13 protein-coding genes and 4 tRNA genes are annotated in these 16942 nt (G+C 59.4%); 5 read left to right on the plus strand and 12 right to left on the minus strand.

Annotation, left to right across the window (positions count from 1 at the left end; translation table 11 throughout):
- Positions 1 to 315: 315 nt before the first annotated feature.
- Positions 316 to 945, minus strand: coding sequence for a response regulator transcription factor (locus P7C00_RS27690; RefSeq protein ID WP_346636005.1), 630 nt, complete (start codon positions 943 to 945; stop codon positions 316 to 318).
- A 330-nt stretch (positions 946 to 1275) separates the two neighbouring features.
- Between P7C00_RS27690 and P7C00_RS27695 the strand changes: the two genes are divergently transcribed.
- On the plus strand, positions 1276 to 2451 hold the full coding sequence (locus P7C00_RS27695; RefSeq protein ID WP_346636004.1) for an EAL domain-containing response regulator: 1176 nt from the start codon (positions 1276 to 1278) through the stop codon (positions 2449 to 2451).
- Between the two features lie 122 nt (positions 2452 to 2573).
- The gene (locus tag P7C00_RS27700; protein WP_404937695.1) at positions 2574 to 6221 is read left to right on the plus strand and encodes a transporter substrate-binding domain-containing protein; all 3648 of its coding nucleotides are present in this window, start codon (positions 2574 to 2576) and stop codon (positions 6219 to 6221) included.
- A 97-nt stretch (positions 6222 to 6318) separates the two neighbouring features.
- Here the strand turns inward: P7C00_RS27700 and P7C00_RS27705 are convergent.
- From P7C00_RS27705 to rluD, 7 genes are all read right to left on the minus strand, one after another.
- Positions 6319 to 6395, minus strand: a tRNA-Pro gene (locus tag P7C00_RS27705).
- Between the two features lie 93 nt (positions 6396 to 6488).
- A tRNA-Lys gene (locus P7C00_RS27710) sits at positions 6489 to 6564 on the minus strand.
- 5 nt (positions 6565 to 6569) lie between these two features.
- Positions 6570 to 6646: transfer RNA gene (locus P7C00_RS27715), tRNA-Pro, on the minus strand.
- Between the two features lie 9 nt (positions 6647 to 6655).
- Positions 6656 to 6731: transfer RNA gene (locus P7C00_RS27720), tRNA-Asn, on the minus strand.
- Between the two features lie 296 nt (positions 6732 to 7027).
- Entirely contained in the window at positions 7028 to 9592 is a 2565-nt protein-coding gene (gene clpB, locus P7C00_RS27725) for an ATP-dependent chaperone ClpB (RefSeq protein ID WP_346636002.1), read from the minus strand.
- A 130-nt stretch (positions 9593 to 9722) separates the two neighbouring features.
- Positions 9723 to 10448, minus strand: coding sequence for a peptidoglycan editing factor PgeF (gene pgeF / locus P7C00_RS27730; RefSeq protein ID WP_404937696.1), 726 nt, complete (start codon positions 10446 to 10448; stop codon positions 9723 to 9725).
- Complete coding sequence (gene rluD, locus P7C00_RS27735) at positions 10445 to 11407, minus strand: 23S rRNA pseudouridine(1911/1915/1917) synthase RluD (RefSeq protein ID WP_102865461.1); 963 nt, start codon at positions 11405 to 11407, stop codon at positions 10445 to 10447. Before rluD ends, pgeF begins: the two co-directional genes overlap by 4 nt.
- Positions 11408 to 11557: 150 nt before the next feature.
- Between rluD and P7C00_RS27740 the strand changes: the two genes are divergently transcribed.
- The 3 genes from P7C00_RS27740 to P7C00_RS27750 all read left to right on the plus strand — a co-directional run bounded on the left by P7C00_RS27740 (position 11558) and on the right by P7C00_RS27750 (position 14418).
- Complete coding sequence (locus P7C00_RS27740; protein ID WP_346636000.1) at positions 11558 to 12580, plus strand: outer membrane protein assembly factor BamD; 1023 nt, start codon at positions 11558 to 11560, stop codon at positions 12578 to 12580.
- 126 nt (positions 12581 to 12706) lie between these two features.
- Entirely contained in the window at positions 12707 to 12940 is a 234-nt protein-coding gene (locus P7C00_RS27745) for a PP0621 family protein (RefSeq protein ID WP_346635999.1), read from the plus strand.
- A gap of 149 nt (positions 12941 to 13089) precedes the next feature.
- The gene (locus P7C00_RS27750) at positions 13090 to 14418 is read left to right on the plus strand and encodes a sigma-54 dependent transcriptional regulator (RefSeq protein ID WP_346635998.1); all 1329 of its coding nucleotides are present in this window, start codon (positions 13090 to 13092) and stop codon (positions 14416 to 14418) included.
- Here the strand turns inward: P7C00_RS27750 and thiO are convergent.
- The 4 genes from thiO to P7C00_RS27770 form a co-directional block, all read right to left on the minus strand.
- On the minus strand, positions 14415 to 15515 hold the full coding sequence (gene thiO, locus P7C00_RS27755) for a glycine oxidase ThiO (RefSeq protein WP_404937697.1): 1101 nt from the start codon (positions 15513 to 15515) through the stop codon (positions 14415 to 14417). The genes P7C00_RS27750 and thiO overlap by 4 nt on opposite strands.
- A gap of 56 nt (positions 15516 to 15571) precedes the next feature.
- A complete protein-coding gene (locus P7C00_RS27760; protein WP_346635996.1) occupies positions 15572 to 15973 on the minus strand; it encodes a type IV pilin protein in 402 nt (133 codons plus the stop codon).
- Between the two features lie 15 nt (positions 15974 to 15988).
- Complete coding sequence (locus P7C00_RS27765) at positions 15989 to 16261, minus strand: hypothetical protein (protein WP_404937698.1); 273 nt, start codon at positions 16259 to 16261, stop codon at positions 15989 to 15991.
- A gap of 232 nt (positions 16262 to 16493) precedes the next feature.
- A complete protein-coding gene (locus P7C00_RS27770) occupies positions 16494 to 16934 on the minus strand; it encodes a PilX N-terminal domain-containing pilus assembly protein (RefSeq protein ID WP_346635995.1) in 441 nt (146 codons plus the stop codon).
- Positions 16935 to 16942: the final 8 nt, after the last annotated feature.

The raw sequence follows: 16942 nt of genomic DNA on the forward strand, positions 1-16942 counted from the left end.
TCAGAACCGCCCGGCTCGGATATTCAATGCTCTCTTGATGACTCTGCATCTGCAAAGCAAAAAAACCGTGAAGAGTGCAGCGATTACCGCTGAAATCCAACAAGAAAAATCTTAAGCAACAAGAGCTTTCAGGGCTTATCCAGGATGGGCCCTGAAACCCAATCAAAACATATGCCGTCCATTTCACTTAGGTGCCTGCCCTGGCACTTTTCAAGTCATGCAGAAAGAACAAAATCAGCATGCCCCCATGGTTCAGTTGCGATACAGACACAACTAAGTGAAACCAGACATTACAAGTAGCCGACCCTGTTCACTTCACGGAATCAACGCATTGCGCTTGGCAAACTCCGCCAGGCTTACTTGCGACCCCAACCCCAGCTTCTGCAACAGTCGGGTCTTGTAGGTGCTGACTGTCTTGTTGCTCAAGAACAGTTTTTCTCCAATGGCCTTGTTGGAATAACCCTGTGCCAGGTACTGCAACACAATCATTTCCCGATCGGTCAGCTGGCCTATCTGCTCGGCCTCGGACTGCTGCTCCGCTGCGGGAATGGAAACGTCCAAAGCCAGGGACGGATAAAAGGTGTAACCGGCCAACACTGCATTCAGAGCCACTACCAGATTGCCCAAGTCCTCCTCCTTGTTGACAAAGCCCCGAGCACCAAGCTGAATGCAGCGTCGGCAGAAGCTCTCAATCGACTGCGAGGTCAGCACCAGCACTTCAGTAGGCAGGCCCAGTGCCTTGATGCGCGCAAGCACCTTAAGGCCATCCAGTTTGGGAATACCGATATCAAGGATCACCACATCCGGCCCATGCTCGCGCACCAGCTCCAGCGCATCCAATCCATTGTCTGTTTCGGCCACCACCCGCATGTTGTTCTTTTCCAGCAAAACCTTAACGGCGAGCCGAACAACGGGATGATCGTCAACTATCAATACGCTGTGCATATTGTCACTTCACCTTAAAAACCCGGCCTTCGGGTGAGCCGGACCGCCCGGAAAATATACGTAACCGCACCTCAATCAGCTGCAACTTACGTATCTGTATAAAACGCTGATGTCATATAGGTATTGCGTGTGTAATACCTTGATGCCCCCCAGAAAATTCAGATTCCTGGCAAATAACCAACGATACAAGGGGTTAATGACTTCTCCTTAAGGAATCAGACGGTCTGATTTTTCAATAGGAAATTTCCTACTGTACATGGGGATTTGCCTCATGGCCGCGACTCAAGAGCCTTAAGCACTATGACCGTCAAATAATGACATGAGCCGGCAATGCGACATTTAAATGTTCTGGTTCTGGAAGATGAACCGCTGCAACGCCTGGTTACCGTCACGGCATTGAAAAAAGTGATGCCCGGGCAGGTGCATGAGGCGGCCAGTGGCAGTGAGGCACTCGCGCTGCTGGAGCAGTGCGAAAGGATGGACATTGCCATCTGTGACTTGAAAATGCCCGGAATGGACGGCTTGGCATTTCTGCGCCATGCCAGCCAAAGCGCAAAGCTGCACTCGGTGATCCTGTGCAGCCAGATCGATCCGGTTCTGCGACACACCACCGTCTCGATGATCAAGCGCCTGGGCTTGAACTTCCTCGGTGATCTGGGCAAGCCCTTCAATCTGGAGCGTCTGACCACCTTGCTGACGCGTTATCAGAACCAGCGCCACAGTCTGGTCACAACGCTGAAAAAGTCCGAACTCCCCACCCTGACGGACGTGATTCGCGGCCTGGACAACGGCGAATTCGAACCCTACTACCAACCCAAGGTGACACTCGACAACGCGTCTCTGCAGGGTGCGGAAGCGCTGGCTCGCTGGAATCATCCACAGTTGGGAGTACTGCCGCCTTCACACTTCCTGCACATCATGGAACACCACTGCTTGCTGGACCGCCTGTTCTGGCAGCTGTTCGACCAGGGCCTGGCCCTGCGCCGCAAACTGGCGCAAAAAGGCATCCCCCTGGGTTTCTCGTTCAATCTGCATCCATCACAGCTGGCGTCCCAGACTCTGACCGAATCCATCGCCTCACTGCTCACGCTGTTTCAGGTTCCACCCAGCAGCATCACCTTTGAAATCACCGAAACCAGCCTGATCAGCGCCCCCGCCAGTAGCCTGGAGAACCTGGTACGCCTGCGGGTGATGGGCTGCGGCCTGGCCATGGACGATTTCGGTGCGGGCTACTCCTCCCTGGATCGCCTGTGCGAGCTGCCCTTCAGCCAGATCAAGCTTGACGGCACTTTCGTGCGCAAGATGGGGCATCAACCCAGACGCAGCGCCGTCATCAGCTATACGGTGGCGCTCGCCCGCTCATTGGGCATGTCGTTGATTATCGAAGGAGTGGAAACCCGCGAGCAGCAGGATCGCCTACTGGAGCTGGGATGCGAAGTAGCCCAGGGTTTTCTGTTCGCACGGCCGATGCCGGAAAGTCATTTCATTGCCTACTGCACCCGTTAGTCCCTTGTGACAACAGATCAAAGTGGCGACCCGTCGCACAGGTTCCTGTACCGTCCGCCCCGCGCTCATTGCGTTGTTACTCATTGATAGAGTCATCTGGCCCCCTACTATCTGAAGCGATCATGCATTCACGACTTTTCTGGCTTTTTATCTGCTTGGCGATATTGAGTGCTCAACCGGCAGCGGCCCAGCCTCCGACGTTGCCCAATACGCTGTACAGCACGGTACGCCTCGATCACCACGACCTCGCCCTTGAGGATGAAGACTGGCGCTGGCTGCGCCACAAGTCGGAACTGAAAGTCGGCGCCGTGACTACAGAACCGCCCCCCTTCAACGTCAGCTACAACGACAATCACTACGAGGGCATTACCGCTGACGTCAGCGCTTTGATTGGGCAGATGCTCGGGGTTCGCATCAAGATCGTACCCTTCGCCACCCGGGCCGAGGCCATGCAGGCGTTGCAGACTGACAACATCGACCTGCTGGGCAGCTTCAGCTCCGAGCCGCCTGCCGACGCCATCAGGTTCAGCCGACCTTTCGCCGAGGGTCGTTTGGCGCTGTTCAAACGCAATGATGAGTCACGCAAATCGCCCTCCAATCTGGCCGGATTACGAGTTTCTGTGGCCCAGGAACACAGCGCGCAACTGCAGTCACGCTTTCCCTTGGCCCGCTTGATGGTCTATCCCACCCATGACGAGGCCATAGCCGCAGCCGCCTTTGGTCATACCGACATGTACGTGGACGATGTCCTCAGCGCCTACTTCCGTATCAATCGTTCCTACTACGGCTTTCTCAAGTTCGAGCGCTTCGCCGACTTTTCCCGAGGCGGCTACAGCTATGCGCTGCAAGAGGATAACCAGCGCCTGCTGCGGATTCTCAACCAGAGCATCGACGCTATCGGTAAGGAAAAGCTCCTCAGCCTGAGTCGACGCTGGGTAGGTAGCGGCTTCATTCCGTCGGACGAAAAGGTGGCACTGACGCCTGAAGAGTCGCGCTGGATCGCCCGTAATCCGGTGATACGCCTGGTGATCAATGACGACCTGGCGCCCATTGCCTTCTTCGACGCTAACGGCATTTTCTCGGGCGTCACCGCTGAACTGCTGGAAGTAATATCACAGCGCACCGGGCTGTACTTCCAAGTCACCGCTCGCAACGGCGGCTACCCGGAACAGATTGAAGCCTTGCGCAAATCAGAGGCCGACCTGGCCATCATGACCGCCAGTACACAACGTGAGGACAACCTGCGCTTTACCCGTCCCTTTCTGACCAGCCCCTTCGTCCTCGTGACCCAGACCGACAAAGAAGGCAAGGCACAACGGCCAGGGGACCTGACAGACAAGCGCCTGGCCATCCCTAGCGGGCACGTGACACTGCAACATGTGCGCAAGCTCTACCCGAAAGCCGAAGTGATCGAAGTTGGTACCTCGCTGGACGCCATGAACATGGTCTATGCCGGCGGCGCCGATGCCGCAGTGGTGTCATTACCGGCCTCGCGTTACTACATTGTCCGCCTGTTCCAGAATCGCCTGGCGGTTGCCGACCTGATTCACACCAGCCAGGCAACCGCCAGCTTTGCCCTGCGACGAAGCGATTCGGAACTGCAGTCCATCCTCGACAAGGCACTGATCAGCCTCCCGACGGACGACTTGAACGCCATCGCCAACCACTGGCGATCGCCACCGGGCATGAGCAGCGAAACCTGGCGCGACTATGCGTTGATGATCGCCGAGATCATTGCCGGCGCTTCGTTGCTGCTTCTACTGTCGCTGCTCTGGGTCGTCTATCTGCGCCGCAGGGTCAAGGCCGAGAAAACCCTCAATGAACAATTGCGCTTTATCGAGACCCTGGCAGAAAACATGCCTCCGGCCCTCTATATCCGGGACATCGAAGGCAACATGCTGTCCTGCAACCGCAGCTATCTGCAGAGCGTCGGGCTGACTGCCGAAGAAGTCTTGAACAAGACCGTGCAGCAACTGCCCAATGAGCACTTTTCAGCAGAGCCCGACCTGCACCAGAACTACCTGCAAGCGATCAACGACGGCAAGACCATTACCTCCGTGTATGCCGTGCAATTGCAGGGAAAGGACGTCTGGATCGAGCACTGGATTCAGCCATTCCAGGACGCCAACGGTGTCACTAAGGGCGTGATCTGTGGCTGGTTGGACATTACCAAGCACCGTCATCTGGTCCAGGAGCTCAAGGAGGCGAAGAATCTCGCCGACGAGGCCAGCCGGGCCAAGACCACCTTCCTGGCCACCATGAGCCATGAAATACGCACGCCGATGAACGCCATCATCGGCATTCTGGAACTGGCGCTCAAACGCGCCGACAGCGATCGGATCGAGCGCTCCAGCATTGAAATCGCTTACAGCTCGGCCAAAAGCCTGCTGGAGCTCATCGGCGATATCCTCGACATCGCCCGCATCGAGTCCGGACGCCTGAGCCTCTCGCCAAAACGCGCCAACCTGCGCGAACTGGTGGAGTCGGTGGCCCGGGTATTCGAGGGACTCGCCCGGCAGAAATGCCTGAGCCTGATCCTCGAGATCGACTCCAGCATCAACGGCGACGTGCTGGTGGACGGGATGCGCTTCAAGCAGATCCTGTCCAATCTGGTGAGCAATGCCATCAAGTTCACCGAAGCCGGCTTTATCAAGGTGACCATCTCCGGCGATCTGGTGGAAAACTCTTTGCTACGGGTCAGGCTCAGTGTCGAAGACTCGGGAATTGGTATTTCTCCCTGCAGCCAGCAGCATCTGTTCCAACCGTTCGCCCAAGTAGAGCGCAATGTGCAGAACATCGAGGGCACAGGCCTGGGCCTGGTGATTTGCCGTTCCCTGTGCGAAATGATGGGTGGACAGGTGTCGATGAGCAGCGCCCTGGGCCATGGCACCCGGGTGGATGTGGAGCTGCGCCTGCAAGCACTGGAGCGCGTGGCCACCTCTGAGCGTCCGCCTCAGGTCAGGAAGCGCCACATGTACCGTTTGCAGATTCTGGTGGTGGACGATCATCCGGTGAACCGCCAGGTCCTGCAGCAACAACTGTGCTTTCTCGGACATGACGTGTTCGAGGCGGAGAACGGCCTGGAAGCACTGCATCTCTGGCGTGAGCAGGCCTTTGACGTGATCATCACCGACTGTCACATGCCGATCATGAATGGCGCCCAGATGACCCGGGCAATTCGCCAGGAGGAACGGGACAACGCCTGCGAGCCAATGATGATCATCGGCCTGACCGCCGACGCCCAGCAGGAGGAAGTGGAGCGTTGCATCCAGGCGGGAATGAATGATTGCCTGATCAAACCCATCAGCCTGGACGAGCTGGAAGAACGTCTGCTGTCCATGGGACAGGCCGATGAGGGGGAACGCGAGAACCAACAGCCCCCGAAGCCAGCCAGCGCCCGCTCTCCCCGGGTATTCGACCTGGAGTCCTTGCATACCTTGGTGGGCAGCGAACCGACGATGTTGCATCACATTTTGAGTGAGTTGCTCAGCAACAATCGCACGGACATGCAGAGCCTCGACACCTCGCTCCAGAAGCAGGCGACAGCCGAGCTGGCAGAGTTGGCGCACCGCATCAAGGGTGCTGCGCGCGTGGTCAAGGGCGAACAATTGGTAGAGAGCTGTCGCCAGCTAGAAGATGCCTGCCTGAGCCCTGACCTGTCCCTGGACATGGTCACGGAATGCGTGGAACAGGTGAAACAGGCCATCGTCACCCTCGAACAGCGCCTGCTTGAACAACGCAAGGCCTGGGAGGAACTGCCCCTCGGCTGACAACAAGGCGGCTGCCTCCCGGGCGGCCCCTTGATTCAGCGCTTTTTTGCAGACAAACGAAAAAGGGCACCTCTAGAGGTGCCCTTTTTCGTGAATATGGTCGGGGTAAGGGGATTCGAACTCCTGACATCCTGCTCCCAAAGCAGGCGCGCTACCGGACTGCGCTATACCCCGGTAAAAAAAAGGCACCTACAAGAGGCGCCTTCCTCGATCAGCGCTTTTGGCCTCTGATCTTAAGATTCGATTCCAGCGAACTGGTTTCAAAAATGGTGGGTCGTGTGGGATTCGAACCTACGACCAATTGGTTAAAAGCCAACTGCTCTACCAACTGAGCTAACGACCCAAAAATGGTCGGGGTAAGGGGATTCGAACTCCTGACATCCTGCTCCCAAAGCAGGCGCGCTACCGGACTGCGCTATACCCCGGTTTGAAATTGGCTCCGTGACCAGGACTCGAACCTGGGACCCAATGATTAACAGTCATTTGCTCTACCGACTGAGCTATCACGGAACTACATATTTCAAGCTACAACGTTTTTACTTCATCCTCTTCGACTTGCCCGTATCGCTACGTTCATGTCTCTGAGGCGCGCTATTTTACAATCTTAAAAACCCCTGTCAACCCCTTAAATTGCTTTTAAGACAATGATTTGCGACTTCATTGCCGGCTTCTTCCTGATCAGAAAAAACCCTGAGGGTGACTGACTGCGGGGCGCACTTTACAAGCCTTTTCCTTTCAGTTCAACGCCCTAGTGAAAAAAAAGGCCTCGTAATGCGAGGCCTCTTTATCAATACGCCACCGTGCGATCAGGCAAAGACGATTTCATCGTCCTGCACCGACGCAGTGACTGTCGCTCCTGGCAGGAAACCACCAGACAGGATCAACTGGGCCAACGGGTTCTCGATCCAGCGCTGGATCGCCCGCTTCAGCGGCCTCGCGCCATACACCGGGTCGTAACCGACGGCGATCAGCTTGTCCAAGGCCTCGTCACTCAGCTCCAGGCTCAACTCGCGCTCCGCCAGACGGCTACGCAGGCGACCCAGCTGGATCTGCGTGATACCGGCGATCTGATCCCGCGCCAAAGGCTCGAAGATCACCACTTCGTCGACCCGGTTGATGAACTCCGGCCGGAAGTGGGTGGACACCGCGTCCATCACCGCCGCACGTTGCGCCTCGCGATCCCCTACCAGTTCCTGGATCTGTGCCGAGCCCAGGTTGGAGGTCATGACGATCACCGTGTTGCGAAAGTCCACAGTACGCCCGTGACTGTCCGTCAGGCGGCCATCTTCCAGGACCTGCAAGAGGATGTTGAACACATCCGGATGGGCCTTTTCCACTTCGTCCAGCAGGATCACCGAATACGGCTTGCGACGCACGGCTTCGGTCAGGTAGCCGCCCTCTTCATAACCGACATAGCCAGGCGGCGCACCGATCAAGCGAGCCACGGAGTGTTTCTCCATGAACTCGGACATGTCGATTCGCACCATGGCCTCCTCTGTGTCGAAGAGGAATTCCGCCAGGGCCTTGCACAGTTCAGTCTTACCCACCCCAGTCGGGCCGAGAAACATGAACGAGCCACTTGGCCGGTTCGGATCGGACAAGCCGGCCCGGGAGCGACGCACTGCGTTGGCCACTGCCACCACAGCCTCGTTCTGGCCGATCACCCGTTGATGCAACAGGCTTTCCATCTTCAGCAACTTGTCGCGCTCACCTTCGAGCATTTTCGACACTGGAATACCGGTCCACTTGGACACCACCTCGGCGATTTCCTCCTCGGTGACCTTGCTGCGCAGCAACTGGTTCTCGCTGTGGCCGTGCTGGTCGACCATTTGCAGGCTGCGTTCCAGATCCGGGATTACCCCGTACTGCAGCTCAGCCATGCGGTTCAGATCGCCTTTACGCCGCGCCGCCTCCAGTTCCTGCCGCGACTGCTCGATTTTCTGCTGGATCTGCGCGGAACCCTGCACTTCGGCTTTTTCCGAGGTCCAGACTTCTTCCAGGTCAGCGTACTCGCGCTCCAGTCGGACAATCTCTTCCTGGAGTTTTTCCAGGCGCTTGATCGCCGCCTCGTCGTCTTCCTTCTTCAGCGCCTGGGATTCGACTTTCAGTTGAATCAGGCGCCGCTCCAGACGATCCAGCACTTCCGGCTTGGAATCGATCTCCATGCGGATGCGGCTGGCAGCCTCGTCGATCAGGTCGATGGCCTTGTCCGGTAGTTGCCGGTCAGTGATATAGCGGTGGCTGAGCTTGGCCGCAGCAATGATCGCACCGTCGGTGATCGCCACCTTGTGGTGCACTTCATAGCGCTCCTTCAGGCCGCGGAGGATGGCAATGGTGTCCTCCTCGCTCGGCTCATCCACCAACACTTTCTGGAAGCGTCGCTCGAGGGCTGCATCCTTCTCTATATATTGGCGGTACTCGTTGAGCGTGGTGGCACCCACACAATGCAACTCGCCACGGGCCAGGGCCGGCTTGAGCATGTTGCCCGCATCCATCGAGCCCTCGCCCTTGCCGGCGCCGACCATGGTGTGCAGTTCGTCGATAAACAGGATGATCTGCCCTTCCTGCTTCGACAGCTCGTTAAGCAGGGACTTCAGGCGCTCTTCAAACTCGCCACGGTACTTGGCACCGGCAATCAGCGCGCCCATATCCAGGGACAGCAGACGTTTGCCTTTCAGGCCATCGGGCACTTCGCCATTGATGATTCGCTGGGCCAGGCCCTCGGCGATGGCGGTCTTGCCCACACCGGGCTCACCGATCAATACCGGGTTGTTCTTGGTCCGGCGTTGCAGTACCTGGATGGTCCGGCGAATTTCATCGTCACGGCCGATCACCGGATCGAGCTTGCCGTCTTCGGCACGCTTGGTCAGGTCGACGGTGTATTTATCCAAGGCCTGACGCGACTCCTCGACGTTGGCATCATTCACCGCCTCGCCGCCGCGCAGGTTATTGATGGCGTTTTCCAGGGCTTTCTTGCTCACGCCCTGACCCAGCAACAATTTGCCGAGCTTGCTGTTTTCGTCCATGGCTGCCAGCAGCACCAGCTCACTGGAAATGAACTGGTCACCTTTCTGCTGCGCCAGGCGGTCGGCCTGGTTGAGCAGGCGCGCCAGATCCTGGGACATGTTCACGTCGCCAGTGGGGTTCTGGATTTTCGGCAGTTGGTCGAGCTCTTTGCTCAGTTCCTTGCGCAGGCTGTTGACGTCAAAGCCCACTTGCATCAGCAAGGGCTTGATTGAGCCGCCCTGCTGTTCAAGCAGCGCTTGCATCAGGTGCGCCGGTTCAATGGCTGGATGATCGAGGCCAACCGCCAGGGATTGAGAATCGGATAAAGCCAGCTGCAATTTGCTGGTTAATCGGTCTATACGCATTAGTCACCTTCCTTTTGAGCAGGCCGGAGCGATGGACACACCTAAATAGAGAAACCTGCCAGATGATTCTCTAGATGCGGTCGATTCTGGGAGATTCAAGCGTCAGCTGCTTGACGCAAGTCAGATTAGTCTAGCGCTCAAGCCAGATAAGGGAGGCGAAACGCCCAGTACGCGGGCTGCGTCGATAAGAGAAGAAGCGTGGGTCGGTCACCGTACAGTAGCCACCGCCATAGACCGCCGTCACACCTCGGGCCGCCAGACGCAGGCGCGCCAACTGATAGATATCGGCCATGAAGCGCCCGGCATTGACACTAGGGACAAAGGCTTGCTCCGCTGCCGCCAATTGGGCAACGAACGCTTCACGCACTTCCGCCCCGACCTCAAAGCTCTGTGCGCCTATGGCGGGTCCCAGCCATACCAGTACCTCAGCGGGCGATACATCCAAGCTGTCGAGAGTGGCTTCCAGCACGCCGGCTGCCAGCCCGCGCCAGCCGGCATGGGCTGCCGCGACCCGGGTTCCGGCACGGTTGCAGAACAACGCAGGCAGGCAGTCGGCGGTCATCACCGTACAGGCAACGCCGGGCGTGGCAGACCAGCTGGCATCGGCGCAGACCACTACGCCAGGATCGGCGTGGGCCACAGCGACCCCATGCACCTGCTGCAACCAGGCCGGGGCTATATCGAAGTGCTCGGTCAGGCGCCGGCGATTCTCGGCCACCGCTTGAGGCTGATCCTCAACGTGGTCTCCCAGATTGAGGCTGTCGAACGGCGCCAGGCTGACGCCGCCATCGCGGGTGGTAACACAGGCTTTGACCCCGGCCGGCGCGGGCCAGTCAGGAATCAGCCAATCACTCATCCGATGAACGCCTCACGGTCCTGCTTGAGCAGCGACAACAGCCAGACGAAGTCATCCGGCAACGGCGACTCCCAGCTCATGCGTTGACCGGTGGTCGGATGGTCCAACTCCAGGAAACGCGCGTGCAGGGCCTGACGCGGGAAGTTTTTCAGCGACTCGACCATGGTCTGGCTGGCCGCCGGCGGAATGCGGAAGCGACCGCCGTAAGCCGGATCGCCCACCAACGGGAAATTGATGTGCGCCATGTGCACCCGGATCTGGTGGGTGCGACCGGTTTCCAACTTGACCCGCACGTGGGTATGGGAACGGAAGCGTTCCAGCACGCGGTAGTGGCTGACAGCCTGCTTGCCACCCTCCATCACCGCCATGCGCTGGCGCTGCTGGCCGTGGCGACCGATGGGCGCATTGATCTTGCCCCCCGCAGTCACTACACCAATCACGATGCATTCATAGATGCGGCTGACGCTGCGGCTCTGCAACTGAGCCACCAACTGGGTCTGCGCTTGAATAGTCTTGGCCACCACCATCAGACCGGTGGTGTCCTTGTCCAGACGGTGGACGATACCCGCCCGCGGCACATTGATAATGTCGGGGATGTGATGCAGCAGGGCATTGAGCAGGGTGCCATCGGCATGGCCGGCAGCCGGGTGCACCACCAGGCCCGCAGGCTTGTTGATCACCAGGATGTCATCGTCTTCATAGACGATGTCCAGCTCGATGTCCTGGGCGATCCACTCACCCTGGGCCTCCTGCTCGGCGGTCAGTTCGAGAACGGCACCGCCGTGCACGATGTCCCGAGGGCGGATCACCGCTCCGTCCACAGTCAGGCGGCCGTCTTTGATCCAGGCGGAAAGGCGCGAGCGCGAATGCTCAGCGAATAGTTGGGCGGCGACTTGATCGAGGCGTTGACCGCCCAGTTCGGACGGCACCTCTGCGCGAAGTTCAATTTTATCGGACATGCTCGGACTGGGCGTCGGCACAGCCTTTGGTTTCGGCTGCGCGCTTGTGGTTAAATACGGCGTCTTTTGCCCCGAGGCTTTCAACGGGGCGCTCATCATAACAGGACGGCCCCGCCCAAGACAGCGGCCGTCATAGGGACGCAAGCCGCCATGCAAGTGAAACACCTGCTGCTGATCGCCATCCTCGCACTGACCGCTGCTTGCTCATCGAAGGAAGTCGTTGACGAAAACCTGAGCGAAGTCGAGTTGTACCAGCAGGCGCAGACCGACCTGGACAACCACAGCTTTACCAGCGCCACCGCCAAGCTCAAGGCCCTGGAATCGCGCTATCCCTTTGGTCGCTACGCCGATCAGGCACAGCTCGAGCTGATCTACGCCAACTACAAGAATGCCGAGCCCGAGGCCGCGAAATCCGCCGCCGAGCGCTTCATTCGCCTGCACCCCCAGCACCCGAACGTGGACTACGCCTACTACCTCAAGGGCCTGACCTCCTTCGACCAGGACGTAGGCCTGCTGGCGCGCTTCCTGCCACTGGACATGACCAAGCGTGACCCGGGTGCCGCCCGCGACTCCTACAACGAGTTCGCCCAACTCACCAGCCGCTTCCCCAACAGCCGCTACGCCCCGGACGCCAAGCAGCGCATGATTTACCTGCGCAACCTGCTGGCTGCCTACGAAATCCACGTGGCCGACTATTACCTGACCCGTCAGGCCTATGTCGCCGCCGCCAACCGTGGCCGCTATGTGGTGGAAAACTTCCAGGAAACCCCTTCCGTGGGTGACGGCCTGGCGGTGATGACCGAGGCCTATCAGCGCCTGCATCTGGACGAACTGGCTGCCACCAGCCTGGAAACCCTGAAGCTCAACTACCCGAACCACCCAAGTCTGGTTGACGGTCAGTTCGTGCCACGAGTGGCCGAAGCCGACAACCGCTCCTGGCTGAGCAAAGCCACCCTGGGCCTGATCGAGTCCCGTCCACCGCTGCCGCCGGGAGAAACCCGCGCCAACCAGGACGTGATGAAGCAGTACCAGGATGCCAAGGACGCGATCCCGTCGGAGCTCAAGCCTAAAGACAGCAATGGCGACGTGGTCGAGGAAGAAGAGCACGAGGCTACTGGCAACAACAGTGACCGCTCCTGGTTCAGCTACATGACCTTCGGCGTGTTCGACTGAACAGTGCCGCAGTAAAAAAAGGGAGACTTTAAGTCTCCCTTTTTCATGCCCGCAGCTTTATGGGCCTGTGCGCCCGCCGGGCGCTTGGATAAACTGCTCGCTCTTTTTCCCATAAAGCTGGTCACCATGGTTCGTCTACTGTTCTGGATCGCTCTGATTGCCGCTGCGGTATGGTTCTGGCGCAAATTCAAGCGCCCCGCTGCAACTCCCCGCACACCCCACGAGCCGGCCAGCACGCCAATGGTGCGCTGCGCCCACTGCGGCGTACATCTGCCTCAGGACCGGGCGCTGAGCCTGTCGCAACAGTGGTACTGCAGCCAGGCGCATCTGGAGCAGGGCCCGGACAACCAGCAACGCTGAGTCCTACCTGATCGCCCGCACAATTGGCGACAAAATAACCCGCCCCCAGCCCCCTGCGCCGCCCATCCTGGCGGCCTAGACTGAACTCTCGCCCCCCAACACGGGCGCTATTGCCCGCTGTTGACTCACCAATGAAAACGGCAGCCGCCATGAGCCCAATGCACAGGGTGCTGGTGGTCGATGAGGCCACGGAAGTCCGCGCCCTGGTGGAAATCACCCTCGGCCGCATGCGCCTGCACACCCAAAGTGCCCGCACCTTGCAGGAAGCCCGGGCTCACCTGGCCCGAGAGCACTTCGACCTGTGCCTGACCGACCTGCATCTGCCGGATGGCAGCGGACTGGATCTGCTGCTGCATATTCGCCAATGCCACCCTCAACTGCCGGTCGCGCTTTTAAGCGATGCCCCTGGCATGCAGGCCAGAGCCCTGGAAGCCGGGGCTTGCGACCTGTTGCACAAGCCTCTTCACCCCGTGCGCCTCCGAGAATGGATAAGCAGCAGGCTGAAACGGCTGTCCACTGCCACAAAAAACCTACCCGAGCATCAGTTGTTGGGGGACTCACTGCCCATGGACAACCTGCGCCGACACATCGACAAGTTGGCCCCCAGCCTGGCGGCGGTCTACATCAGCGGCGAATCCGGCAGTGGCAAAGAGCGAGTGGCACGCCTGATCCACCAGTTGGGCCCCAGGGCCAGGGAGCCCTTCATTCCGGTCAACTGTGGGGCCATTCCTGGCGAATTGATGGAGAGTGAGTTTTTCGGTCACCGCAAAGGCAGCTTCAGCGGCGCCCTGACTGATCAGCCCGGTCTGTTCCAGGCCGCTCAGGGGGGCACCCTGTTCCTCGACGAGGTCGCCGACCTGCCTCTTGCCATGCAGGTGAAGCTCCTGCGTGCGCTACAGGAAAAGTCCGTGCGCCCGCTAGGCAGCCAGGAGGAAAGAGCCGTCGATGTGCGGATTCTCTGCGCCACTCACAAGGACCTGAAGTGCGAGGTAGAGTCCGGCCGCTTTCGCCAGGATCTCTACTACCGCCTGAATGTCATCGAACTGCGAGTCCCCGCCCTGCGCGAGCGCCCGGACGATATCGGGATACTGGCGCGGCACATTCTGCAACGCCTGGCCGACGCCAGCGACAAGCCTGCCACCCAACTACACCGGCAAGCACTGCAAGCCCTGGAGCGCTACGACTTTCCCGGCAACGTACGTGAACTGGAGAACCTACTGGAACGGGCCCAGACCCTTTGCGAGGGCCCGTGGATTGAACTGGCCGACCTGCATCTGCCTGTCAGTGAAAACCAGGCCCCCCCTTCTCCCTCGCGCCTCCCCAACCTGGACCTCGCGCTGCACCTGCAACAGGTGGAGCGCCATCTGCTGCTCCAGGCCCTGGAGGAAAATCGCTGGAACCGTACAGCGGCGGCCCGACGCCTGAGTCTGTCCCTGCGTTCGATGCGTTACCGCATGAAAAAGCTCGGCCTGGATTAAATTCGACCTTCGGGCGCATAGGGTGCCGGATCAATAATCGGTGCCTGTCCCAGCAGCAGGTTGCAGAAGAGTTGGCAGGAAGCGGGCGCCAGCACCAAGCCGTTACGGTAATGCCCGCAGTTGAGCCACAAACCGGCAAATCCTGGAACTGGCCCGATGTAGGGAATGCCCTCTGGTGACCCCGGACGCAGCCCGGCCCAATGCCCCACTACCTCAGCGTCCGCCAGTGCTGGAATCAGCTCGACAGCAGAAGCCTTGAGACTTTCCAGAGCGGATGCAGTCGGCGTCTTGTCGAACCCTTCGTGCTCCAGGGTACTGCCCACCAGGATGTGTCCGTCACGCCGGGGAATCGCATAACGGCCCTTGGCCAGGACCATGCTGGACAGGAAGTCGGCAGCGCATTTGTACAGGATCATCTGCCCTTTGACCGGCTCCACCGGCAGTACAAGCCCCAGACTGCCCAGCAACTCCCCACTCCAGGCCCCCGCGCAGAGCACCACCTGATCGGCGCGAATCTCACCCAGCGAACTGTGCACGCCTACCACCTGCCGGCCTTCACAAATAAAGCCGCTGACGCTGCACTGCTCGTCGATGTGCACGTTGGGCAAAGCCTGCAAAGCGGCCTTGAGGGATTTGACCAGCCGCGGATTACGCACATTGGCCACATCGGCCATGTAGATCGCCCGCTGGTAGCCGCTGCCCAGCACCGGCACCCCATCATGTACCGCCGAGATATCCACAGCACTCAGTGGCCGCCCCTCACGCTGCGCCCATTGCAAGGCCTGAGCCTCATCGTCCAGGTCCAGCCAGTAGAGCCCGGTGGTATGCACCTCGGGGTCGACCCCGGTGGCCCCCAGCAATTGCTCCGCCAGCTGTGGATAAAAGTCCTGGGACCAATGAGCCAGCGCCGTGACTGCCGGGCTGTAGCGCCAAGGGTACAGCGGCGAGACGATGCCTCCGCCGGCCCACGACGACTCGCGTCCCAGGTCCGAACGCTCTACAAGCCGCACCTGCTGACCCTGGGATGCCAGATTGAAAGCAGTGAGCAGGCCGATCACTCCGCCGCCCACCACCAGCACTTGCTGTTGCTTAGCCATAATCCGATCCAATCATGAGAAAGACAGTGGGCGCCGCAGCTCCCCGATACAGGGACTCAGCGTCCCCAGCAATCCTTCGCCGCCAGACCGTCGGCCTGACCGCTGATGCTGGTGGCACCTGTCTGATCGATGCTGAAGTTGCCGCATTTGTCACCCGCCATCACTCCATCGGCTTTTGGCGTCGCGGTCAGCGAGAACCCGCTGTCGCTCAGAGTCGGAGTGATGCTGTAGTAATCATTACCGGCACTCAGATCCGGGGCGTTGCTGTAAGCACCGGTCTTGGAGAAGTGGCGCTCAAGCTGCTGCGCCTGCTCGGTGAGCAGCACGGCAATTTCACTGCGATGGGGCTTCTTCGTGTATTCGGTGATGCTGGGAAGGCTCAAGGTAAGGACCAGACCGATGATCGCAATCACGATCATGATTTCGATCAGGGTGAGCCCTTGGTTGAATCTGCGCATGGTCAAGAATCTCGCTTACTGAATTTGTCGCCACAGGATGCGCCGGCTGCCACCGCCGGTTTTTTCCACCCGAGCGCTGATGCCAGCACTGGAATCGCGGATGCTCTTGCGGGTGCCATGGGTATCCGCAACCGCAGCGTCGAGCATCTTACCGCTGAACGCTTGCAGCTCGATCAATTTCCCGCCGCCAGTGTTTGAGTCGGGGCCACCGGCCTTGAACTTCAGGGGCGTGCAGGCCACCCGCCTAGTGTCACGAACATGCTCCAACCGCCACGGAATCACACCCATGGGCTGGCCGGTACTACCTACTGCTGCACAAGGCCAGACCGGTCTGCGTGCTACGGGCGCAGTTAACTGCCGAACATAAGGAATGCTGGTTACGACTTCAGGCGCCACTGCAACCGCGCCTGGGAGCGGGCTATCGGCGGGGCAGCAAGCCTGAGCAGGTGCCCCCTGCCACAAACTGCCCAGCAACGTAGCGGCAACGGCGAGCAAAAGCCGACGACCTTTCGAGCCGGGTTCAATACTTGGCATAAATGCTCTCCAACACGCTGCGCGAATGACCAGCCAAACCCACTGCAGTCACTCGATACAAGGTGGCGGCGGTATTGATCGGCAAGTTGACCGCATCCGCAGAAGCACCCAGGTTCTGTACCCCATAGAAACCCTCTCCGGTGGCGATCCAGGTCACGGCGGAAACACTGTTGAAGCCTGCGCTGCTGACCGCTGCAGACTCAGCGGGAGGGACACATTGAGAAGGACCGGCGCATACCGGCAAACGATAGTCATCCATGCGCACTGCGTTTTCCCCCAGGCGCAAGGCGGTTTCTGCAGCCTGGAATGCGCGGTTGTTCAAGGTCAGGCTGGCGCTCATCTTTTCCTGGAGGATGGCGTTCTGCAGCGATGACAGGCCGATCATGGTCAGCAGCAGCAAGAACACCAGGCTCACCAACAGCGCCATGCCTCTCT

The organism is Pseudomonas sp. JDS08PS003 (assembly GCF_045013505.1).
GTDB classification, from domain to species: domain Bacteria; phylum Pseudomonadota; class Gammaproteobacteria; order Pseudomonadales; family Pseudomonadaceae; genus Aquipseudomonas; species Aquipseudomonas protegens_B.